Source organism: Pseudomonas cistanchae, from assembly GCF_054483635.1.
The window spans coordinates 105022-126582 of sequence record NZ_JBTLWN010000004.1 but is presented as its reverse complement, the minus strand read 5'-3'; the positions used below and the strand labels follow the sequence as shown (position 1 = coordinate 126582).

Here is a 21561-nt window from a genome sequence, read left to right as displayed (position 1 = left end):
TGGATCACTGAAGTCTGTACCTCGCCTCGGGTCCGCGCTTGCATAAAGTTGCGGACTTTAGAGGCAGCGAATCCTTCCCGTATCGCTATCAGCGCTAGCACTTAATTGCCGCCACCACCTACTGCGCCGCCTGTAGAGCCACCGCCCGCGCCGCCGGAGCTGGATCCACCGCCGGTCCCACCTGTACCACCGCCAGAACCGGACGTGCCGGTGCTGCCCCCTGTTGCACCACCACCTGTAGCACCACCCGATGCGCCACCTGTTGTGCCACCCCCTTGGGTGCTACGCGAACCTGAGCTGTTGCCGGTCGCGGGTGCCGTGGTCGACTGACCCTGGCCGGTGGTCGAGGTACCAGGGGCAGTGGTCGATTGGCCTTGGCCGGTGGTAGACGTACCTGGCGCAGTGGTCGATTGCCCTTGACCTGTAGTCGATGTGCCGGGGGCGGTGGTCGACTGGCCCTGGCCGGTGGTGGACGAACCTGGAGCCGTGGTCGATTGACCTTGACCCGAGGTGGCGTTGCCCGTGGCATTGTTCGGCTGCCCCTGGCCAGAGGCACCTGAATTATTGGTCTGCCCCGACTGCTGGCCGTTGTTGCCAGCTGCGGGTGCGTTGGAATTCTGCGATGACTGGGTCGCCTGACCGGCGTCAGCGCTATTGATCGTTGGCTGGCCGGTGCGCTCGCGGACCATGTTTTCGCCGATCTGGTCGCGCTGCTGTTCAAGGGTCATGCCGCCGCTGTCTGCCAGCGCCGCCTGGGATACCACTACTGCCAACACCAGCATCGGGAATTTGAGCCTGTTCATCTCTGTCTCTCCAAAGGGTTATGGGCTTGCCTAGCGGTGGACCGCTGGCGCTGCGGGCACGTTCAGCAAATCACTCGGCCTGGTTCCTGGGTTCCGGATATGCGGTTAGCGCATACGCGGCGAGCCAGCGTGGAGGAACTTTGTGCCGCCGCGTCTATTCCCAACCCTATGCAAGCCGCCGCATGGACGCCGCCGCTGCCAACAGACACTAATTAGGAGTGGACCGATGCGCGCGCCGACTGAGCCCCAGGAGCAGCCGCAACAACTGCTGTTCGACAGCGACGACATGATTCCCAATAGCCCGCTGCCGGTATTGATCTATCGCCAGGTCGAGCTCGACGGCGATCTGGCTGCCGCGTTCGAGCGGGTGTTCGCTGCCAACGGGTGGCCACCCCAGTGGCGCGACGGCATTTTCGACTATCACCATTACCACTCCAACGCCCATGAAGCGCTGGGAGTCGCGGCGGGCAGCGCGCACGTCATGCTTGGTGGCGAACATGGCCAGGCGCTGCACCTGCAAGCGGGCGACTTGGTGATCCTGCCCGCAGGCACCGGCCATTGCCGCCTCGAGCAGAGCGATGATTTCTTGGTAGTTGGTGCGTACCCGGTGGGCCAGGAGGATTACGATATCCAGCGCGCCGATGCCAGCACCCTTGCCGCCTCGCTGGAGCGCATCGCTCGGGTAGAGACGCCGCAAGCCGATCCGCTGTTGGGCAGCCAGGGTGCCCTTGCCCGCGCCTGGGGCAGCCGGGCGTGACCGGCAACCCACACCTTCACCTGGAGAACGCCATGAGCATGACCGCTGAATACCTTGCCAGCGAGCCGACCCGCGAGGCGCTCGACGCGCTGTCCGGGCCGACCCTGATCGAGTTCGGCACACCCTGGTGCGGCCATTGCCAGGCGGCGCAACCGCTGCTTGCCGAGGTATTCGCTGGGCACCCTCAAGTGCGTCACCTGAAGATCGAGGACGGCAGCGGCCGTCGCCTCGGTCGCTCGTTCAAGGTCAAATTGTGGCCGACGCTGATCTTCTTTCACGACGGTCAGGAAGTAGCGCGGCTGGTCAGACCGACCAGCGTCGGTCAGATCGAGCAGGCGTTTCTAACCCTCCCCACGCCCTGACCCGTTCGCGGCGAGCGCAGTCGCCGCGCGCAGCACTTGTCTAAACTTGCGCTTATTCGCCAGCCGAGGGCTGGCAGATGATCGAGGGCGCGCTAGCATGGGCGCGGCGTAAGGAGAACTCATGTCGCAGCTCGATCAAAGTCAGGTATTCCAGGCCATGGGCAGCTCGCCCAACTCCAGGCTGCTGCACAGCGCCGAACTCGGTGACGGGCTGGCGGCTGCGATCTGGAGCAACCGCCACGACACCCGCGATTATCAGGCACCGACCCATCACACCCTGTCCTGCTACCTGGCGGGCGGCACCGGCACCTTTCGCCGGGAACGGCCGCAACGCAAAGGCGCGCCGGACAAGCTGTGCATCCTGCCGGCGGGGCATCAGTCCGCCTGGGTGATCAACGGCGAAATCCACCTGGCCCATCTGTATGTCAGCGAAGCGCAATTCGCCCTGGGCGCGGTGCGTCTGCTCGACCGTGAACCGCGCGAGCTGCAGCTGCACGAAACGACCTTTCTCGATGACTCCTGTCAGGCCCAGCGCTTCCGTCAACTCAGCCAGCTCAACTGGCAGGAGCCCGGCGAGCGACTGCTCACCAGCAGCCTGGCCCATGACCTGCTCGACCATGCCCTGCTCTCGCAAGTCCGCCGACGCGACAGCCTGCGCGTGACCGGCGGCCTCGCACCGGGGCAGCGCAAGCGGCTGCGCGACTTCATCGAGGCGCACCTGGCCGAGCCGTTGAGCCTTGGCCAGTTGGCCGGGCTGTGCGCGCTGTCCGAATACCACTTCGCGCGCATGTTCAGCCTGAGCTTCGGCGTGCCGCCGCACCGTTATCTGCTGGCGCGGCGCCTGGAACGCGCGCGTCATCTGCTGCAACGTAGCCCGTTGCCCTTCGGCGAGATCGCCCTGGCCTGCGGCTTCGCCAGCGCCAGCCATTTCAGCAACCGTTTTCGCCAGGCCATCGGCGCCACGCCGAGCCAGTACCGCCAGGCATTCGCAGGCTGAGCCGCACCCGCGTTACAGGCTGCTAATCCACCAGCGCTGTGCCAGAATCAGCGGCTTTCCCTGATTTGGTCCTGGCATGTCCGACCTCGCTTATATCGCCTTACGAGCCGCCCGATGACGCTGGAGATCTTGCGCCTGCGCCAGGCCGACTGGCGCGCCGCGTTCGCCGAGGGCGCCCTCACCCGTGGTCAGCAATATGCCGAACAGGGCCGCAGCACCTTGCTCAGCATCAAGGACGGCACCCTGCTCGCCAGCTGCCGCGGCTCGGGCGCCAATACCTACCAGCAACGCATCCTGCTAACCCCGGCCGCGGACAGGTGGCACGTCGCCGGCCACTGCAATTGCCCGGTGGGGCGAAACTGCAAACACGTGGCCGCCGCCCTGCTCGCGCTGCAAAGCCAGCAGCAGGCCGGTATCGACCTCAGCCCATTGATAGAAACCCGCGCGGAAGTCGTCGAGCAGCGTCTGGAAGGGGTGCAGCCGAAACCGATCCTGACCCTTGGCAGCCACGTGCGCGTGCATTTCGATGCACGCAAGGGCCGCATGCACGAACAGCCCCAGCACCGCGCCGCCCTCGCTTTCGCTTACCAGGGCCATCGCACCTTCGGCAAAACCGTCAAGGACCTGCTGGTACGCCAGGCCGATAACCACAGGCTGCGCATCATCCGCGATGCCGAGGCAGAGGCGGCATTGCGCAAGCGCCTGCTCGACACCGGTTTGCACAGCGCGTTGCGGCAGAGCGATGCGCTACCCGAGGACGCCGGCGAGCCGTTCGAACTGAACGGCGAGAGCGCCTGGCTGGCTTTCGTTAACGGTCAGTTGCCACTGCTGCGCGAGCAGGGCTGGCAGGTGCACATGCAGCCGGATTTCCAGTTCAACCTGGCCGAGGTCGAAGACTGGTACGTCGAGATCGACGAGCCGGAGGAAGCGGGCTGGTTCGATCTGGAACTGGGCATCGAAGTCGACGGCCAGCGCATCAGCCTGCTGCCCATTCTGCTTCAGGCGATCCGTCGCACGCCCTGGCTGCTGACCAGCGATGCGCTGGCCCAGCGCCAGGAAGGCGAGGTGCTGCTGGTCAGCCTGCCGCAGAGTCACAAACGCATCGCCCTGCCCTTCGCGCGTCTGAAGCCGCTGCTCGGTACCCTGGGCGAGCTGTTCTTCCGCGACCCGGACGAACTCGCTCAGGGCCAGGGCCTGCGCCTGCCCCGCGCCGACGCCGCGCGTCTTTCCGGGTTGGCGGGCGGTACCTGGCTGAAATGGCAAGGCGGCGAACAGCTGCGCGAGTTCGGTCAACGCCTGCAGGCCCAAGGCGAGCGGCAAGTGGAGCCGCCTCCAGGTTTGCACGCCGAGTTGCGGCCGTATCAGCTGCAGGGCCTCGGCTGGATGCAGGCACTCGGCGAGCTGCAGGTGGGCGGAGTACTGGCCGACGACATGGGCCTGGGCAAGACCCTGCAGACCCTGGCCCATATCCTTGGCGAGAAACACGCCGGACGCCTCACCCAGCCCGCGCTGATCGTGATGCCGACCAGCCTGATCCCGAACTGGCAGGACGAGGCCGCGCGCTTTACCCCGAGCCTGCGCGTCCTGACGCTGCACGGGCCGCAACGGCGTAGCCAGTTCAAGCGGATCGGCGAGCACGACATCGTGCTCACGACCTATGCGCTGCTGCCGCGCGACCTCAAGGTACTGGCCGCGCAACCGTTCCACCTGGCGATTCTCGACGAAGCGCAGAACATCAAGAACCCGCGCAGCAAGGCCGCCCTCGCCGCTGGCCAGTTGCAGGCGCGGCAACGCCTGTGCCTGACCGGTACGCCGCTGGAAAATCACCTGGGCGAGCTGTGGTCGCTGTTCAATTTCCTCATGCCCGGCTGGCTTGGCGATAGCCAGAGCTTTACCCGCGACTACCGCACGCCGATCGAGAAACAGGCCAACGAGCAGCGCCTGGCCCATCTGCGCGGGCGGATCAAGCCGTTCGTGCTGCGCCGCAAGAAGGAACAGGTCGCCCGCGAGTTGCCGCCCAAGACCGAGATCACCCACTGGGTCGAACTGAGCGCCACGCAGCGTGACCGCTATGAAACCCTGCGCCTGGCGATGGACGAGAAAGTCCGTGCGGAGATCGCCCGCCAGGGCCTCGCCCGCAGCCAGATCGTCATCCTCGAAGCCCTGTTGCGCCTGCGCCAGGCCTGTTGCGACCTGCGCCTGCTCGGCGACGATCCGGCGCACCTGAAAAGCAGCGACTCGGGCAAGCTCGGCGCGCTGCTGGAAATGCTCGAGGAGCTGATCGCCGGCGGCAGCAGGGTGCTGTTGTTCTCCCAGTTCACGTCGATGCTGGCCTTGATCGAGACCGAGCTGCAGGCGCGCGGCATCGGCTACGTCAAACTCACCGGCAGCACCCAGGACAGACGCACCCCCGTGCAGCAATTCCAGGCCGGCGAGTATCCAGTGTTCCTGATCAGCCTCAAGGCCGGCGGCTCGGGCCTTAACCTCACGGCTGCCGACACGGTGATTCACTTCGATCCCTGGTGGAACCCTGCTGCCGAAGCCCAGGCCAGCGACCGCGCTTACCGCATCGGCCAGGACAAGCCGGTGTTCGTCTACAAGTTGATCGCCCGCGGCAGTGTCGAGGAGAAGATTCAGCAGCTACAGCAGGCCAAGGCCAACCTCGCCCGCGGCGTGCTGGAAGGCGGCAGCCAAGCGCAGTGGCAGCTCAGCGAAGAGGATCTGCAGGCGCTGTTCGCACCGCTCGGCAACTGAGGCCAAGCGGCGCGCGGCTCACTCAGTCATCGCCCTGCAGGTCGTCCTTCTCGGACGCTTCATCGGCCTTGTTGCGCTTTCTGCGCGGCCCGTCGGCCTGCACCGAGGGGTAGCGCGACGACGCGTAGCGCACCACCAGAATCGCCAGCGCCAGCAGCAGAATTGCCCCGGAAACCATCACCACGCTCCAATCGGGGCGGTGATGGTGCGACACATCAGAAATCAGCAGGCGGGTCAATGCCGTGATCGCCACGTAGATCAGGAAGCGAATCGGCATATGGTTGGTCTTGAAATAGATCCCGACCATGGCGCCCAATTCGAGGTAGATGAACAGCAGCAGAATGTCGTCGACCGATATGTGGCCAGTCTCGACCATCCCCAGAAACGCCATGATGGCGGCCCAGGCAGTGACCGCGCCGATGGCGAACAGCGCCAGGTAATGGAAGGTTTCCACCAGCAGATTGCCGAGTGACTCGGCCAGTCCATGCATGCGTTCGCGCGTGCGCTCGGCCCAATTGCTATTCACGTGTGAAACTCCTTGAAACCGTCCGAGAGCGGCGGTGCGCGCCCTTATAGCAGGTGCGTTATGCAGGAAAAAGACCAAGCGCAAGGCCTAAACGCCGCAGGGGCCGCAAAACGCCGGCGCCCAGGCAGTACTTACCGCAGCGTAACTAAGCGACAACCACGTGCGTACTGGACAGCAGGCCGCCAGAAATGCATAACCGACGCCTGGCCGCGCTGCTTGCGGTCAACCCCGTCCCTATCCCGATGGAGATCTGCAATGGCCTTACCTTCGATCCGCAGCCGACTGGCTCTGCTTGCCGCCACTTTCAGCATGGCGCTGCCACTCAGCCTGCAGGCTGCGCCCGTGGCGAAACAACAGACTCAGGTTCCCGGTTTCTATCGCATGGCCCTGGGCGACTTCGAGGTAACGGCGCTGTACGACGGCTACGTCGACCTCGACAGCAGCATCCTCAAGGGCGCCAGCGCAGAGGACATCCAGAGCCTGCTGGCGCGGATGTTCGTCGAGTCGAGCAAGGGCATGCAGACCGCGGTGAACGCCTACCTGATCAACACCGGCAGCAACCTGGTGCTGGTCGACAGCGGCGCCGCCCAGTGCTTCGGCCCGACCCTGGGCGTGGTGCAAAACAATTTGCAGGCCGCCGGTTACCGCCTCGATCAGGTCGATACTGTGCTGCTTACCCACCTGCACCCGGACCACGCCTGCGGCCTGCTGACCCCTGAGGGCAAGCCGGCCTTCGCCAACGCCACCGTGCACGTGCCCCAGGCCGAGGCGGATTTCTGGCTGAGCGACGAGGTAGCCAGCAAGGCGCCTAAAGCCATGCAAGGCATGTTCAGCATGGCCAAGAGCGCGATCGCGCCCTATGCCGCCGCTGACCGGCTGAAACCCTACGCCGCCGACAGCACGCTGATCCCGGGGGTGACGCTGGTGCCAACCAATGGCCACACCCCAGGACATACCTCTTACCTGTTCAGCTCCAAGGGCCAGAGCCTGCTGGTGTGGGGCGATATCGTGCACAGCCATGCGGTGCAGTTCGCCAAACCCGAAGTGGTGATCGAGTTCGACGTCGACAGCCCCAAGGCCCTGGAAACGCGCAAGAAAATCTTTGCCGACGCCGCCCGTGACAAGCTCTGGGTAGCGGGCGCGCACATGCCGTTTCCCGGTATTGGCCACGTTCGCAGTGAGGGCGCGGGTTATGCCTGGGTGCCTAGCGAGTTCGGCCCGATTCGCAGCGATCGCTGAGCAAGCGGCTGCAGCCCGGGCGCACTGCCCGGCGCTGCGCCAACTGCGGCACAATCGGCTATGTTCAGCTGGTCATATGTTCAGCTGGTCAAATGCACGCGAGTTCTTTATGCTCGCCAACACTGTACATATAAACAGTTTCCTGCAACCTATCAGCGTGAAGGCGTAGAGGTGATGAATGGCCGTCGAAGTGGTGTACCGCAGCAGTCGAGACTTGGAGCGCTTGTTTATGGATAAGGCCGAAGCCGATCGTCACGACAAGATGCTCGAACTGGCCGAGCTGCTGACCGAGGTCCTGCAGAAAGCCGTTCCTTCGCTGAACGAGGCGCAAGGCGAAGAGCTCGGTATCTTCATGGCCAAGAACCGCGAGATCTTCGCCAAGGCCTTCAAGAATCAGCCGGACGCACTCAGCGAGCTGGGCGAGACGGCAACCGAATAACTGGCTCACTCAACCCACCTCACCACCAGGCCCCTTTTCAGGGGCCTGGTCGTTTGCATTACCGCTCATGCTCCAGCGAGCCAGGGCTAGACGCGATGACAACGGCCGGTTACAACAGTTACGTCCGGAGGTGATCATGAACGCGCGTCAGTCCTGCCTTGCCTGTCTTGAACAAGATCCACCCGCGCTGTTCGAGGCAGCGCTGTGGATCGCTGCCGAACATGACCCCTCGCTGCAACCGGCCCAGGTGCTGCGCGACCTTGGCGGCTTGCAGCATCAGGTAGCCGTCGGCCTGCCGGAACTGCCCGCCCAGGAACTGGCGCAACCGCTGTTGCGTCGCCTCAACGAACTGGATTTTCACGAAGACGACGAGCTGCCACTGCGCCCGCAGGTGGCGTTGCTCAACCGCGTGTTGCAACGCCGTCGCGGGCAACCGCTGTCGCTCGCCTTGATCGCCCTGGAACTGGCTCGTCGGCTGGGTATTCCCTTGCAGGGGGTCAATTTCCCCGGGCACTTCATGCTGCGGGTACCCGGTGCCGATCACCTGCTCGACCCCTGCGGCGGGCGCCGACTCTACACCCGCGACTGCCGCGAACTGTTGCAGCGTCACCACGGTGGCGATGCCGAGTTGAGCGCCGTGCACCTGCAAAGCTGCGATGCGCGCAGCATGCTGCAGCGGCTGTCGCGCAACCTGCGCCAGCTGCATCACTTCAACGATGACTTTCTTGCGGCGCTGAAGGATGCCGAGCGCGTCCTGCAACTCGGTCCTCCGGCGATGACTGACCACCTGGCCCGCGCCGAGCTCTACCAGCGGCTGGAATGTCCGCAAGCGGAGCGCTTCGATGTACAGCACGCTCTGCTGCTGTGCGACGACCCGGCCCAGCGCATGCTGCTCAGTGAGCGTCTGCGCCAGCTGAACGCCATTCCGGCGCTGCATTAGTCCTGACGTTTACAACAGCCCCAGCGCCTTGGCCCGTGCCACCGCCTGCGTCCGACGGGCAACACTGAGCTTGCCGTTGATTCGGCGGGCATGGGTTTTCACCGTGTGCAGCGAGATGAACAGTTGCTCGGCAATTTCCTGATTGGACAATCCCTGGGCAATCAACCCGAGCACCGCCAGCTCACGCCCGCTCAATGGCGACCCGCTCGAGGCAGCAGCAACCGGTTCGAGCGGCGCGTCACCGAACTGACGCAGCAACCGCGCATGCAAGGTCGCCCCCGCCTGCGGTGGCAGAAACTGATCGAGCCAGCGGCCGTGGCGCTGCTGCAGCTCCAGCACCGGACGCAACAGCACCAGCCGCGCCGCTTCCGCCAATGCATCCGTCAGTTGCGCATTCGCCTCCTCGCCCTGACCGCTGACGTACAGGGCTTCAGCCAGGCCGAAGCGGCATTCACAAGCAAGGCTCACATGTCCGCTGGCTTCGGCGGCGACGAGTTGTTCGCCGAGCGCTGCCAGTGCCTCGCTGTAACGGCCCTGCAGCAGGTCGCAGATGGCCAGGTAACGGTGGATGCGCGGCAGCAGATCGAAGGCGCCGGACGGGGCCAGCAAGTCGACCGCCTGGTAATGACTGAGGACCTGTTCGAAGGCTTCGCGGGCTTTCTCGCACGCTCCTTCGCGCAACCAGCACAACCCCGCCGTGAGCTGCAGCACGCCGCGGTAGCGCACCTCCGGCACATGCCGCCATTGCATCAGGCGCTCGGCCTCGCGCAGGCACTGGAACGCCTGGGTTGTCTGGCCCTGGGTCGAGGCCAGCCCGGCAAGACCGAGGTAGCCGAAGAAGGTGTAGGCATCTTCGCAATCCTGCGCCTCGGCCAAGCCGCACTGATAAGCCACCACCGCTTCCTCGAGCAGGCCCTGACTGGCCAGCAGACGCCCACGCAGCAGTAACAGCCGGCCCAGCACCGGGCTGTGACGTACGCTCGCCTGCAGCAGTAGCAGGGTGTGTTCGACCAGTTCAAGGGCGCGGGTGCTTTCGCCGACCATTTCCAGCCAGTGCACCCGGTCCACGCTCAACAGGCTTTCGTAGATTACGCTGGCGCACTGGCGCGCCAGCTTGATGCCTTCCAGGTTGTAATACTCGCCGCGGCTTAGTTGCCCTTCCGCCATGGCCTGCTGGCTCATCGCCTGATAACAGAGCACGCGCTGTGACCAGGCCTGCTCCGGCAGCACCTCCAGCGCCTGCAGGCAATGTTCGGTGGCCGAGCGCTGCCCGCGCTGGCGCGACAGGGCGCCGTTGAGCGCCTGGACATGGGCCAGCAACACCCGCTGCCGACGCGCATCGGGCTGTGGCAGGAAATGCCGCAGGTCGGTCATGCACTGCTCGACCTCATCGAGCCTGGCGCACGTCAGCAGCGCCCACGCGTGCAGAATGATCAGCCGCGGTGTGCTGGCGAACAGGGTTTGCGGCAGCTCGGTACGCCATTGCAGAAACAGCGACACATTGCGCCCGATCAGCAATTGCTCCTGGCCGAAACGCTGCAGGTAGTTGGCCGCAACTTCAGGCTGATGGGCGAGCAAGGCGTGCTCCACTGCTTCGCGCAGTTCGCCGCGCTCGGCAAACCAGCGGCACGCGCGCAGGTGCACCGGAGCGACCGGCGCCGCATCGGGCAGGCGGCGCAGCAGCAATGCCAGCGGCCGCCAGACGGTCAGCCATTCCGCGTCGCTTTCGTCGGCCCGCACCAGCAGCTGACTGTCACGCAACACGCCGAACACTTGGGAATGCGGCGCTTCCAGCACATGCTCGGACAACTCCGCCGTGAAACGCGGCATGTGCGCCAGCAACCCCAGGGCGGCGCGCACCTCGTCATCCAGCAGGCCCAGCAGTTCGCGCTGGATATAGTCATCAAAGAACGCCGTACCGCTGCGCAGCCGACCCGCCAGCGATTGTTCATCGGCGTTCAACAGCAGCAGGCAGATACCGGCCAGCCAGCCCGCGCACTGCTGGAACAGCTGCTCGGCCTGGGCGCTTGGCAAGTGCAGCGGGTAGCCGTGCAGCAGCCGCTCGAACTCCTCCTGATTGAGTGCCAGGGCGCTGGCATCCAGCGCCAGCAGGTCGCCCTGCAACGACAGCCGCGGCAGGTTGCACACCGGCTGCCGGCGGCTGCTGACCCACCAGCAGACCGTGCTCGGCCCCTGCTCCAGCAGCAGATCCAGGCAGGCGTCCAGTTCACAGAGTTGGCCATCGCGCTCCGGCATGCGGGGGTAGTCGTCGAGCACGATCCACAGACGCTGGTCGAGCCGCTGCAACAACGCCAGCAGCGCCTCGCTGGCGTCGCCTTCGCTGGTTACCGGCATCTCTAAGGCCGCGCCCAGGCGGGCGAGCAACTGCGCCGCGTCCATTCGGCGTCCGGCCAGGTCGAGCCAGACCAGCCGCGTATCGGCCGGGACATGGCGCATGCACTCGCGCAGCAGCACGGTCTTGCCGAAGCCGGCGGGTGCGCAGAGCAGGCGCAGGCGACAGTCGCTGTTCAACAACGAGGTACTGAGGCGGTCGCGGGCGACGTGCTGTGCCGGCAGACGGGGCAGTTGCCGGGCCGGCGGTTTGAGCGGGGTCACGTTGCCGCCATGGTTACCGCTCTCTGGGTACTGAGAAAGCCTGGACATGAAGCTGCCTCCCGTTTCTTGTTGTTTTACGAGCATGCAAGCGCATGCTCCAGCCTACGCCTCGACAACGAAAAAAGGCGGCCCGTAGGCCGCCTGAATATCACCGCATAAGCTTAGCGAACGCCAGCGTTACGCAGCGCTGTGGGCGTGAAGTCAGCTGCCGACGCTTCAGCTCCATAGACGAATGGCTTCTTCTCTTCGTTGCGCATACCGATTGCCAGGTAGCGGCCACCGATGATGTCGTACAGCGCTTCCAGTGCATACACCGGGGTCTGCTGCACATAGTTGTGCACCAGCTGCGCTTCGCCGACACGCCACAACTGACCGCGACCGTCGTAATGTTCGGACATGGCGATGATCCAGGAATCTTCATCGACATAGAAACGACGCTTGGCGTAAATGTTGCGCTCGCCTTCCTTAAGGGTTGCTTCCACTTCCCACACGCGGTGCAGCTCGTAGCGGGTCAGGTCCTGGTTGATATGGCCAGCCTTGAGGATGTCGCTGTACTTGTTTTTCGGCGAGTCGAGGCGGTAGTTGTTGTACGGAATGTACAGCTCGCGCTTACCGATGAGCTTCCAGTCGTAACGGTTGGGCGCGCCGTTGTACATGTCGAAGTTGTCCGACGTGCGCAGGCCGTCGGCAGCGGTACCCGGCCCGTCATAGGCCACCTGCGGTGCGCGACGTACGCGGCGCTGACCGGCGTTGTAGACCCACGCCATGCGCGGCTCTTTGACCTGATCGAGCGAGTCGTGCACCAACAGCACGTTACCGGCCAGACGCGCGGGCGCAGTTACCCGCTGCTTGAAGAACAGCAAAGCGTTTTCGGCCTTCTCCGGATCCAGGTCAGGCATACCGCTGGGGAATGCCACTTCGTCCTCGAAGTGCACCAGGGTGAAGTTGCCGTTAGCCTGGGGCGTCGCCTGGACGATGGTGCGCTTCAGGTTGCCGCCGCGATAACGGGTGATGTGGTTCCACACCACTTCCAGGCCGTTCTGCGGGATCGGGAATGCGTAGTTGCGGCTCTTGGCAAAATTGGCCAGGCCATTGCCGCCCTCTACCAGCGAGGTGTTCAACGCACTGATCTTGGCCGCCTCGTAGATCTTCTGTGGCAGCGCAACGGTGCGGTGGCTTTTGTAGATCGGCAGACGGTAGGTTTCTGGATAGCGCTTGAGCATCGCCAGTTGGCCTGCGCTCAGCTTGTCCTTGTACTGCTCGGCGTTGCTCGCGGTGATCACGAACAGCGGCTGCTCGTCGGCGAACGGATCGGCGAGAAAGCCGCGTGCGTCTTCAGCGCCGGCGTTGACCGGCAGGCCGCCGGTCCACTCCGGAATGCTGCCGTCGGCATTGCCGGCTTTTTCTGCGCCCAACGGCGTCAGGCTGCTGCCCAGTTTCGCCGCTTCCTCGGGGGAGACCGCCGCCAGCACGCTGCCCGCGAGCAGCGACAACGCCATTGCACCGATCAAATTTCTTGTTGTTTTCATCATCAATCCTCAATTGTTCCGAATAGCGGCTTAGAAGCTGACGCCGAAGCTCAGCGCCAGGAAGTCGCGATCCACTGCGGTGTTGTAGTCGCCACCAAAGAAATCGGTGTAGGCCAGGCTGGCGGTGTAGGTGTTGCGGTAGTCCGCATCCAGACCAACGCTGACCGCCTTGGAGCCTTCGTTGAACAGGCCGTTGGGGCCGTAACCGTCCACATCGTGCGACCAGGAGAGGTTTGGCTTGAGGTTGATACCGGCGAACACGCTGTTGTAGTCGAGGATGGCGCGCGCGCGGTAACCCCAGGAGTTCGCGGTAACGTAACCATGGGTGCCATAGGCGGCCAGCTGAGCAGCGTCGTCCGGGGTGCCGTAGATCGAATCCCGGCCGTAACGCAATTCACTGGTACTTTCCAACCCACCGACATGGGCATAACCGAGTTCGCCCACCAGGGTCAGACGAGCAGCGCCCATCACCTGGTCGACGAAGTGGGTGAAGGTGCTCTGGACCTGGGTGATTTCCTTGCGGTTGTAGCCACGGTTATCGGTATTCACCGCGCTCTCGACCGGCGATGTGCCAGGGGCAAGCGGGTTGAGCAGTGCACGGGTCAGGTCGGTGGTATTGATCTGCACCGGGGCATTGGGCCGATAACTGATTTCCCCGGCCCAGGCCGTGCCGGTGGGCAGCGTGGTGGAGAAGCTGGCGCCATACAGCTGGATGTCTTCCGGATATTCCAGGTAATACTCGCCGTTACCCAGTGCCGCACTTTGCAGGATGCCGCCGGTCAGGCTTGCGGGAAGGCCCGCACCGATCAGTGCACCGGCGACGCCTGCCGCATTTGCCAGCGAGACGTTACCGGTATGGGTGCTCACGATGGGCGTGCGGCTGTGGTAATTCATGAAGTACGCGCCGTACTCGGTCTCGTCGCCGAGCCAACGCAACGCCAGGCCGAACTGACCGGAGTCGCGCGCGTCACGGTCGCCACCGCGCGGCACCACCACGCCTTCGCTGGTCACGTCAAAACCAATGCCGTTGGCGGCCGCAAAGCCCTGCAACGGTGCAATCGCGTTGCTACCCGCGTGGTAATTGCTGTCGCAACCGTCCTGCACCACGTCGGAGCCGAAGAAGGTGCCGCAGTTATCGAGGATGGTCTGGTCCCACTCCAGCTGATAGAAGGCCTCCACACTCAGCTGATCGGTCAGGCTCTGCGACAGGTAGATCATATTGACCGGGATCAAGCCTTCCTTGATCTCCGCGCCAGGGCGCCGGAACGCCGCAACGTCGACCGGGTTGATCGAGTTGATGCTGTTAGCGATGAAGGTGCTTTCACCCCAGCTGATTACCTGCTTGCCGACCCGCACGGTGCCGGGCAAATCGCCGAGGGAATAGTTGTGATAGACGAATGCGTCGAGGATCTGCCCACCGGAGGATTGCGCACCCTCTTTACGGTTTTCGTCGCTGATGTCCTTGAACGGCCGGCTCTCGTCCTTCAATTCGAAGTCGTACCAGTATTTGCCGCGAACAAAAACGCCGGTATCGCCGTATTTTAATTCAAGGTCATGGATGCCCTTGAAGATCTTCGAGAAGGTCTCGCCCTTCTTGAAGTTCAAACGGCCATCGTCGCCGGTCTGGGTGTAACCCGTACCGCCGTTGTTGATGCCGATCAGTTCGCGATCCGCAGAGCGCGTCGACCAGCTGGCGCCCACCGACAGCGAGCTGTCGAGCTGCCCTTCGATTTCTCCGATGTTGAAGTTCACGGCGTAGCTGGGCGCGGCGATGCCCATTGCCACTGCCAAGGTCAAAACTTTCGGCTGGAAGACTCCTGCCCCTTTTCTTATTGTCATGAAGCGCTCCTGGTTGGGGTCGAACTGGGAGCACCCTAGCCAGGGCGACGGGGACGGATAAGCGCCCGAAGGATGGATTCGCGCTGTAGCTCGAAAGAGTGAATGCACTGCTACGGCCCGCATAAGCAGCGCGATTCAAACGATGAATGGGAAGCCCTGGGCATGACTGCACATCTGCGGCCGCCGTATCGCCAAGTTGGTAGATGTGCAGGGGCTGGAATCGCCACTCGTATCGAAACCCAAACATCGTATCGATATCAATACAAAACGCGTGCAGGCGCGCATTTGGTGGCGTGTGTCAGGCATAGCGGATGGGTTTGCGCGCAACCGTATCGAAATCAATACGAGCACACTTGGTCGATAGTTAGAATAAATCCATAAACCATTGATTTCAATAGGAAAAATATCGATGGCACCAGCCTTGCTACAAGCTAAGCACAGGCTCGCGGCCAGCGAGCGCTTTTGATCATCGCCCGCACGAAAAAGGGCGAGTCCAGACCCTTGAGGAGTACACATGAGCGAATTGCGTTTTACCGTCGATCACGAATGGCTGCGTCAGGACGCCGATGGCCTGGTCACCGTAGGCATCACCGCTTATGCCCAAGAGGCACTGGGCGACGTGGTATTCGTACAGCTCCCGGATTTGCAGTCCTACACTGTGGGGGCAGAAGTCGCGGTACTGGAGTCGGTGAAAGCCGCCAGCAACATCGCCATGCCGTTGGACGGTGAAGTGCTCGAACTGAATGCCGAACTGGAGGCCAGCCCTGAGCTGGTGAACGAAGACCCGCTCGGCAAGGGCTGGTTCTTTCGCTTCCGCCCGGTCGATGCCAGCGCCGTCGCCGATCTGCTCGACCAGGCTGCCTACGAGCGCCTGCTGAACGCCAACGCTGACGCTTGAGAGATCACCATGACTAACCTGACCACCCAGAACGAATTCATTGCCCGGCATATCGGCCCGCGTGACGCCGATACCGCGGCCATGCTGCAGGCGCTCGGTTACGAGTCCCTCGACGCGCTGACCGCCAGCGTGATCCCGGAAAGCATCAAGGGCACCAGCGTGCTCGGGCAAACGCCCGGCCTGTCGGAAGCCGACGCCCTGGCCAAGATCAAGGCCATCGCCAGCAAAAACCAGCAGTTCAAGACCTACATCGGCCAGGGTTACTACGGCACTCACACGCCGAGCCCGATCCTGCGCAACCTGCTGGAAAATCCGGCCTGGTACACCGCCTATACCCCCTACCAGCCGGAAATTTCCCAGGGTCGCCTGGAATCCCTGCTGAACTTCCAGACCCTGGTCAGCGACCTCTCCGGCCTGCCGATCGCCAACGCCTCCTTGCTCGACGAAGCCACTGCCGCTGCCGAAGCCATGACCTTCTGCAAGCGCCTGGCGAAGAACAAGGCCAGCAACACCTTCTTCGCCTCCCAGCACTGCCACCCGCAAACCCTCGACGTGCTGCGCACCCGCGCCGAGCCGCTGGGCATCGAAGTCGTGATCGGCGACGAAGCTGCGATCAGCGATGCCAGCGCCTACTTCGGCGCCCTGCTGCAATACCCGGCGAGCAATGGCGATATCTTCGATTACCGCGAGCTGGTCGAGCGCTTCCACGCCGCCGGTGTACTGGTAGCCGTCGCCGCTGACCTGCTGGCTCTGACCCTGCTCACCGCGCCAGGCGAATTCGGCGCCGACGTGGCCCTGGGCAGTGCCCAGCGCTTCGGTGTGCCGCTGGGTTTCGGCGGCCCGCACGCTGCCTATTTCGCCACCCGCGATACCTTCAAGCGCGACATGCCGGGCCGTCTGGTCGGCATGTCGATCGACCGTTTTGGCAAGCCGGCCCTGCGCCTGGCCATGCAGACGCGCGAGCAGCATATCCGCCGCGAGAAGGCCACCAGCAACATCTGTACGGCCCAGGTACTGCTCGCCAATATCGCCAGCATGTACGCCGTGTACCACGGCCCGAAAGGCCTGACCCAGATCGCCCAGCGCATCCATCAGCTGACCGCGATCTTCGCCCAGGGCGTAAGCGCGCTTGGTTACACGGTCGAACAGGCGCAGTTCTTCGACACCCTCAGCATCGCCACTGCCGGCCAGACCGCTGCGCTGCATGGCAGAGCCCGCGCTCAGGGCATCAACCTGCGCGAGATCGATGACCAGCGCCTCGGCCTGTCCTTCGATGAAACCACCGACCAGGCGGCCATCGAAGCCTTGTGGGCGGTATTTGCCGACGGCAAGACGCTGCCGAACTTCAGCGAGCTGGCCGCCAGCGTTGCCTCGCGCCTGCCCCAGGGCCTGCTGCGACAGTCGGCGATCCTCAGCCACCCGGTGTTCAACCGCTACCACAGCGAAACCGAGCTGATGCGCTACCTGCGCAAGCTGGCCGACAAGGACCTGGCCCTGGATCGCAGCATGATTCCGCTGGGCTCCTGCACCATGAAGCTCAACGCCGCCAGCGAAATGATCCCGGTAACCTGGGCCGAGTTCGGCAACCTGCACCCCTTCGCCCCCGCCGAACAGAGCCAGGGTTACACCCAACTGACCGACGAGCTGGAAGCCATGCTCTGCGCGGCCACTGGCTACGACGGCATCTCCCTGCAGCCGAACGCCGGCTCCCAGGGCGAGTACGCCGGTCTGTTGGCGATCCGTGCTTACCACCTGAGCCGCGGCGATGATCAGCGCGACATCTGCCTGATCCCCCAATCGGCCCACGGCACCAACCCGGCGACCGCCAGCATGGCCGGCATGCGCGTGGTGGTAACCGCCTGTGACACCCGCGGTAATGTCGATATCGACGACCTGCGCGCCAAGGCCGAAGAGCACAAGGATCGCCTCGCAGCGCTGATGATCACCTACCCCTCGACCCACGGTGTGTTCGAGGAAGGCATCCGCGAAATCTGCCAGATCATTCATGACAACGGCGGCCAGGTGTATATCGACGGCGCCAACATGAATGCCATGGTCGGCCTCTGTGCCCCAGGCCAGTTCGGCGGCGACGTCTCGCACCTGAACCTGCACAAGACGTTCTGCATTCCTCACGGCGGTGGCGGTCCGGGCGTCGGCCCGATCGGCGTCAAGTCGCACCTGATTCCCTTCCTGCCCGGCCACGGCCATATGGCCCGCAAGGAAGGCGCGGTCAGCGCCGCGCCGTTCGGCAGCGCCAGCATCCTGCCGATCACCTGGATGTACATCAGCATGATGGGCGGCGAAGGCCTCAAGCGCGCTTCGCAGATGGCGATTCTCAACGCCAACTACATCGCCCGGCGCCTGGAAGAACACTACCCGGTGCTGTACAGCGGCGAAGGCGGCCTGGTGGCGCACGAGTGCATCCTGGATATCCGCCCACTCAAGGACAGCAGCGGCATCAGCGTCGACGACGTGGCCAAGCGCCTGATCGACTTCGGCTTCCACGCGCCGACCATGTCCTTCCCGGTGGCCGGCACTCTGATGATCGAGCCGACCGAAAGCGAATCCAAGGAAGAGCTGGACCGTTTCTGCGACGCCATGATCGCCATCCGCGAAGAAATTCGCGCGGTGGAAGCAGGCCGCCTGGACAAGGACGACAACCCGCTGAAGAACGCCCCGCACACCGCCCTGGAACTGGTCGGCGAGTGGACCCACGCCTACAGCCGCGAGCAGGCGGTGTACCCGCTGGCAAGCCTGATCGAAGCCAAGTACTGGCCACCGGTCGGTCGCGTGGACAACGTCTTTGGCGACCGCAACCTGATTTGCGCCTGCCCGTCGATCGAGGCTTACCAGGACGCTTAACCGTCGCCCGGCATGCAACCCGCCAAGGCCTACAGGCCAGCCCCGGATTGCATGCACGCTAGCGGCCTGCACCAGGTTCGCAGCGTGCGCGCTACCTCCCTTGTGTCGGCACTCACGGGAGGTAGCGCGCACGCTGCAAACACCCGGTGACCTGCTCGAACCCGATCATCGGGACACCCCATTCTTTGCTCACCTCCAACCGAGGCGGGCGAGTAGCACCCACAAGAACAACAAGCGAGGACCTCACCATGTTCAGCAAGCACGACCAACTGCAAGGCTACGATGACGCCCTGCTCGCCGCAATAAACGCCGAAGAGGCGCGTCAGGAAGACCATATCGAGCTGATCGCCTCGGAAAACTACGCAAGCCAGCGGGTGATGCAGGCCCAGGGCAGCGGCCTGACCAACAAGTACGCCGAAGGCTACCCAGGCAAGCGTTATTACGGCGGCTGTGAGCATGTCGACAAGGTCGAGGCCCTGGCCATCGAGCGCGCCAAGCAACTGTTCGGCGCCGACTACGCCAACGTCCAGCCGCACTCCGGCTCCTCGGCCAACAGCGCGGTGTACCTGGCGCTGCTGAATGCTGGCGATACCATTCTCGGCATGAGCCTGGCCCACGGCGGCCACCTGACCCACGGCGCCAAGGTGTCGTCCTCGGGCAAGCTGTACAACGCCGTGCAGTACGGCATCGACGAACAGGGTCTGATCGATTACGCCGAGGTCGAGCGCCTGGCCCTCGAACACAGGCCGAAGATGATCGTCGCCGGCTTCTCCGCCTATTCGCGCACCCTGGACTTCGCCCGCTTCCGCGAAATTGCCGACAAGGTCGGTGCCCTGCTGTTTGTCGATATGGCTCACGTGGCTGGACTGGTCGCTGCCGGCCTGTATCCCAACCCGCTGCCGTTCGCCGATGTAGTGACCACTACTACCCACAAGACCCTGCGCGGCCCGCGTGGTGGCTTGATCCTGGCCAAGGCCAATGAAGAGATCGAGAAAAAGCTCAACTCCGCGGTATTCCCCGGCAGCCAGGGCGGTCCGCTGATGCATGTGATCGCGGCCAAGGCGGTGTGCTTCAAGGAGGCGCTGGAGCCTGGCTTCAAAACCTACCAGCAGCAGGTAATCGACAACGCCCAGGCCATGGCCGAAGTGTTCGTTGCACGCGGCTATGACGTGGTCTCCGGCGGCACCGACAACCACCTGATGCTGGTCAGCCTGATCAAGCAGGGCCTGACCGGCAAGGCAGCCGACGCAGCCCTCGGCGCGGCGCATATCACGGTGAACAAGAACGCGGTGCCGAACGACCCGCAATCGCCCTTCGTCACCTCAGGCATCCGCATCGGTACCCCGGCGGTGACCACCCGCGGCTTCAAGCAGGGCGAATGCCGCACCCTGGCCGGCTGGATCTGCGACATCCTCGACGACGTGGACAGCCCGGCAGTAATCGAGCGCGTTCGTGGTCAGGTTGCGGACTTATGCGCCAGCTTCCCGGTCTACGCTGACTAGAACGGCACGTAGTTTTTGCCACTATCGGCGCGGTTATCCAGCGCGCCGCATCCTCGCCGCCCCACAAGGGCGGCAGCAAAACACGCAGTCGGAGCAAGCATGTCACTAAGCGTTTTCGATTTATTCAAGATTGGCATCGGCCCATCCAGCTCGCACACCGTTGGCCCGATGCGCGCGGCGGTACGTTTTGTCGAAGGCCTGCGCCGCGACGAGCTGCTGGCCGGCACCGAATCGGTGAAGGTCGAGCTGTACGGCTCGCTCGGCGCCACCGGCAAGGGCCACGGCAGCGACAAGGCGGTGCTGCTCGGTCTGGAAGGCGAACAGCCGGACACGGTCGACACCAGCACGGTGGACGCGCGCATGACGGCGATTCGTGAATCCGGCGAACTGGCCCTGCTCGGCGAGAAGCGCATCCGCTTCGTCGAGAAGGAACACCTGGCGATGATCCGCAAGCCGCTGGCCTTTCACCCCAACGGCATGATCTTCCGCGCTTTCGACGCTGCCGGTCTGCAAGTGCAGTCGCGTGAATACTATTCGGTGGGCGGCGGCTTCGTGGTGGATGAAGAGGCCGCCGGCGCCGACCGCATCGTCGAAGACCAGACGCCACTGACCTACCCCTTTACCACCGGCAAACAGCTGCTGGCCCATTGCGCCGAACACAGCCTGTCGATCAGCCAGGTGATGCTGGCCAACGAAGCCGCCTGGCGCCCGGAAGCGGAAACCCGCGCGCGCCTGCTGAATATCTGGCAGGTGATGCAGGATTGCGTCGAGGCCGGTTGCCGCAACGAGGGCATCATGCCCGGCGGCCTCAAGGTCAAACGCCGCGCCGCCGCGTTGCACCGCCAGCTGTGCAAAAACCCTGAAGCCGCACTGCGCGATGCGCTCAGCGTGCTCGACTGGGTCAACCTCTACGCCCTGGCAGTCAATGAGGAAAACGCCAGCGGCGGTCGCGTGGTCACCGCACCGACCAACGGCGCGGCCGGCATCGTGCCGGCGGTACTGCATTACTACACGCGCTTCATCCCCGGCGCGAACGACGACGGCGTGGTGCGCTTTCTGCTCACCGCCGCGGCCATCGGCATTCTGTACAAGGAAAACGCCTCGATCTCCGGTGCCGAAGTCGGCTGCCAGGGCGAGGTCGGCGTGGCCTGTTCGATGGCCGCCGGCGCGCTCTGTGAAGTGCTCGGTGGTAGCGTCAACCAGGTCGAGAACGCCGCTGAAATCGGCATGGAGCATAACCTCGGCCTGACCTGCGACCCGATCGGCGGCCTGGTGCAGGTGCCCTGCATCGAGCGCAACGCCATGGGCTCGGTCAAGGCGATCAACGCCGCGCGCATGGCGTTGCGTGGCGACGGCCAGCACTTCGTCTCGCTGGACAAAGTGATCCGCACCATGCGCCAGACCGGTGCCGACATGAACAACAAGTACAAGGAAACCGCCCGCGGCGGCCTGGCGGTAAACATCATCGAATGCTGATTTATCCCTTTTCTCTCGGGAA

General features: G+C 64.0%; 16 protein-coding genes. 11 read left to right on the top strand and 5 right to left on the bottom strand.

Annotated features, from left to right (window positions below):
• Positions 1–101: 101 nt before the first annotated feature.
• Entirely contained in the window at positions 102–803 is a 702-nt protein-coding gene (locus ACX0MV_RS12960; RefSeq protein WP_458982925.1) for a hypothetical protein, read from the bottom strand.
• Between the two features lie 226 nt (positions 804–1029).
• Here ACX0MV_RS12960 and ACX0MV_RS12955 point away from each other — a divergent pair, with 226 nt between their 5' ends.
• From ACX0MV_RS12955 to ACX0MV_RS12940, 4 genes are all read left to right on the top strand, one after another.
• Positions 1030–1560, top strand: coding sequence for a hypothetical protein (locus ACX0MV_RS12955; RefSeq protein ID WP_458982924.1), 531 nt, complete (start codon positions 1030–1032; stop codon positions 1558–1560).
• 38 nt (positions 1561–1598) lie between these two features.
• Complete coding sequence (locus ACX0MV_RS12950) at positions 1599–1922, top strand: thioredoxin family protein (protein ID WP_458983200.1); 324 nt, start codon at positions 1599–1601, stop codon at positions 1920–1922.
• 121 nt (positions 1923–2043) lie between these two features.
• On the top strand, positions 2044–2919 hold the full coding sequence (locus ACX0MV_RS12945; protein ID WP_458982923.1) for a helix-turn-helix domain-containing protein: 876 nt from the start codon (positions 2044–2046) through the stop codon (positions 2917–2919).
• A gap of 114 nt (positions 2920–3033) precedes the next feature.
• The gene (locus ACX0MV_RS12940; protein ID WP_458982922.1) at positions 3034–5673 is read left to right on the top strand and encodes a DEAD/DEAH box helicase; all 2640 of its coding nucleotides are present in this window, start codon (positions 3034–3036) and stop codon (positions 5671–5673) included.
• Positions 5674–5695: 22 nt separating this feature from the next.
• Here ACX0MV_RS12940 and ACX0MV_RS12935 read toward each other — a convergent pair whose 3' ends face one another.
• A complete protein-coding gene (locus tag ACX0MV_RS12935; protein WP_458982921.1) occupies positions 5696–6199 on the bottom strand; it encodes a phosphate-starvation-inducible protein PsiE in 504 nt (167 codons plus the stop codon).
• A gap of 255 nt (positions 6200–6454) precedes the next feature.
• Here ACX0MV_RS12935 and ACX0MV_RS12930 point away from each other — a divergent pair, with 255 nt between their 5' ends.
• The 3 genes from ACX0MV_RS12930 (at position 6455) to ACX0MV_RS12920 (ending at position 8817) form a co-directional block, all read left to right on the top strand.
• Positions 6455–7438, top strand: coding sequence for an MBL fold metallo-hydrolase (locus tag ACX0MV_RS12930; RefSeq protein WP_458982920.1), 984 nt, complete (start codon positions 6455–6457; stop codon positions 7436–7438).
• Positions 7439–7616: 178 nt separating this feature from the next.
• Positions 7617–7877, top strand: a complete 261-nt coding sequence (locus ACX0MV_RS12925) for a YebG family protein (protein WP_458982919.1) — start codon at positions 7617–7619, stop codon at positions 7875–7877.
• Positions 7878–8013: 136 nt separating this feature from the next.
• Positions 8014–8817, top strand: a complete 804-nt coding sequence (locus ACX0MV_RS12920; RefSeq protein ID WP_458982918.1) for a SirB1 family protein — start codon at positions 8014–8016, stop codon at positions 8815–8817.
• A gap of 9 nt (positions 8818–8826) precedes the next feature.
• Here ACX0MV_RS12920 and ACX0MV_RS12915 read toward each other — a convergent pair whose 3' ends face one another.
• The 3 genes from ACX0MV_RS12915 to ACX0MV_RS12905 form a co-directional block, all read right to left on the bottom strand.
• Positions 8827–11481, bottom strand: coding sequence for a LuxR C-terminal-related transcriptional regulator (locus tag ACX0MV_RS12915; protein ID WP_458982917.1), 2655 nt, complete (start codon positions 11479–11481; stop codon positions 8827–8829).
• Positions 11482–11594: 113 nt separating this feature from the next.
• Positions 11595–12962: a DUF1329 domain-containing protein gene (locus ACX0MV_RS12910; RefSeq protein ID WP_458982916.1), complete on the bottom strand. Its 1368-nt coding sequence runs from the start codon at positions 12960–12962 to the stop codon at positions 11595–11597.
• A 30-nt stretch (positions 12963–12992) separates the two neighbouring features.
• Entirely contained in the window at positions 12993–14801 is a 1809-nt protein-coding gene (locus tag ACX0MV_RS12905; RefSeq protein ID WP_458982915.1) for a DUF1302 domain-containing protein, read from the bottom strand.
• Positions 14802–15315: 514 nt separating this feature from the next.
• On the opposite strand from ACX0MV_RS12905, the gene gcvH reads away from it, so the two are divergent.
• The 4 genes from gcvH to ACX0MV_RS12885 all read left to right on the top strand — a co-directional run bounded on the left by gcvH (position 15316) and on the right by ACX0MV_RS12885 (position 21539).
• Complete coding sequence (gene gcvH / locus ACX0MV_RS12900; RefSeq protein WP_458982914.1) at positions 15316–15699, top strand: glycine cleavage system protein GcvH; 384 nt, start codon at positions 15316–15318, stop codon at positions 15697–15699.
• 9 nt (positions 15700–15708) lie between these two features.
• A complete protein-coding gene (gene gcvP, locus ACX0MV_RS12895) occupies positions 15709–18561 on the top strand; it encodes an aminomethyl-transferring glycine dehydrogenase (protein WP_458982913.1) in 2853 nt (950 codons plus the stop codon).
• A gap of 248 nt (positions 18562–18809) precedes the next feature.
• Positions 18810–20063, top strand: coding sequence for a serine hydroxymethyltransferase (gene glyA / locus ACX0MV_RS12890; protein WP_458982912.1), 1254 nt, complete (start codon positions 18810–18812; stop codon positions 20061–20063).
• Positions 20064–20162: 99 nt separating this feature from the next.
• Entirely contained in the window at positions 20163–21539 is a 1377-nt protein-coding gene (locus ACX0MV_RS12885; protein WP_458982911.1) for an L-serine ammonia-lyase, read from the top strand.
• Positions 21540–21561: the final 22 nt, after the last annotated feature.

Bases quoted from the DNA above. Each gene is read 5' to 3' on its own strand.
- ACX0MV_RS12960 (WP_458982925.1), bottom strand. From the start codon at position 803: ATGAACAGGCTCAAATTCCCGATGCTGGTGTTGGCAGTAGTGGTATCC.
- ACX0MV_RS12955 (WP_458982924.1), top strand. From the start codon at position 1,030: ATGCGCGCGCCGACTGAGCCCCAGGAGCAGCCGCAACAACTGCTGTTC.
- ACX0MV_RS12950 (WP_458983200.1), top strand. From the start codon at position 1,599: ATGACCGCTGAATACCTTGCCAGCGAGCCGACCCGCGAGGCGCTCGAC.
- ACX0MV_RS12945 (WP_458982923.1), top strand. From the start codon at position 2,044: ATGTCGCAGCTCGATCAAAGTCAGGTATTCCAGGCCATGGGCAGCTCG.
- ACX0MV_RS12940 (WP_458982922.1), top strand. From the start codon at position 3,034: ATGACGCTGGAGATCTTGCGCCTGCGCCAGGCCGACTGGCGCGCCGCG.
- ACX0MV_RS12930 (WP_458982920.1), top strand. From the start codon at position 6,455: ATGGCCTTACCTTCGATCCGCAGCCGACTGGCTCTGCTTGCCGCCACT.
- ACX0MV_RS12925 (WP_458982919.1), top strand. From the start codon at position 7,617: ATGGCCGTCGAAGTGGTGTACCGCAGCAGTCGAGACTTGGAGCGCTTG.
- ACX0MV_RS12920 (WP_458982918.1), top strand. From the start codon at position 8,014: ATGAACGCGCGTCAGTCCTGCCTTGCCTGTCTTGAACAAGATCCACCC.
- ACX0MV_RS12915 (WP_458982917.1), bottom strand. From the start codon at position 11,481: ATGTCCAGGCTTTCTCAGTACCCAGAGAGCGGTAACCATGGCGGCAAC.
- ACX0MV_RS12910 (WP_458982916.1), bottom strand. From the start codon at position 12,962: ATGAAAACAACAAGAAATTTGATCGGTGCAATGGCGTTGTCGCTGCTC.
- ACX0MV_RS12905 (WP_458982915.1), bottom strand. From the start codon at position 14,801: ATGACAATAAGAAAAGGGGCAGGAGTCTTCCAGCCGAAAGTTTTGACC.
- gcvH (WP_458982914.1), top strand. From the start codon at position 15,316: ATGAGCGAATTGCGTTTTACCGTCGATCACGAATGGCTGCGTCAGGAC.
- gcvP (WP_458982913.1), top strand. From the start codon at position 15,709: ATGACTAACCTGACCACCCAGAACGAATTCATTGCCCGGCATATCGGC.
- glyA (WP_458982912.1), top strand. From the start codon at position 18,810: ATGTTCAGCAAGCACGACCAACTGCAAGGCTACGATGACGCCCTGCTC.
- ACX0MV_RS12885 (WP_458982911.1), top strand. From the start codon at position 20,163: ATGTCACTAAGCGTTTTCGATTTATTCAAGATTGGCATCGGCCCATCC.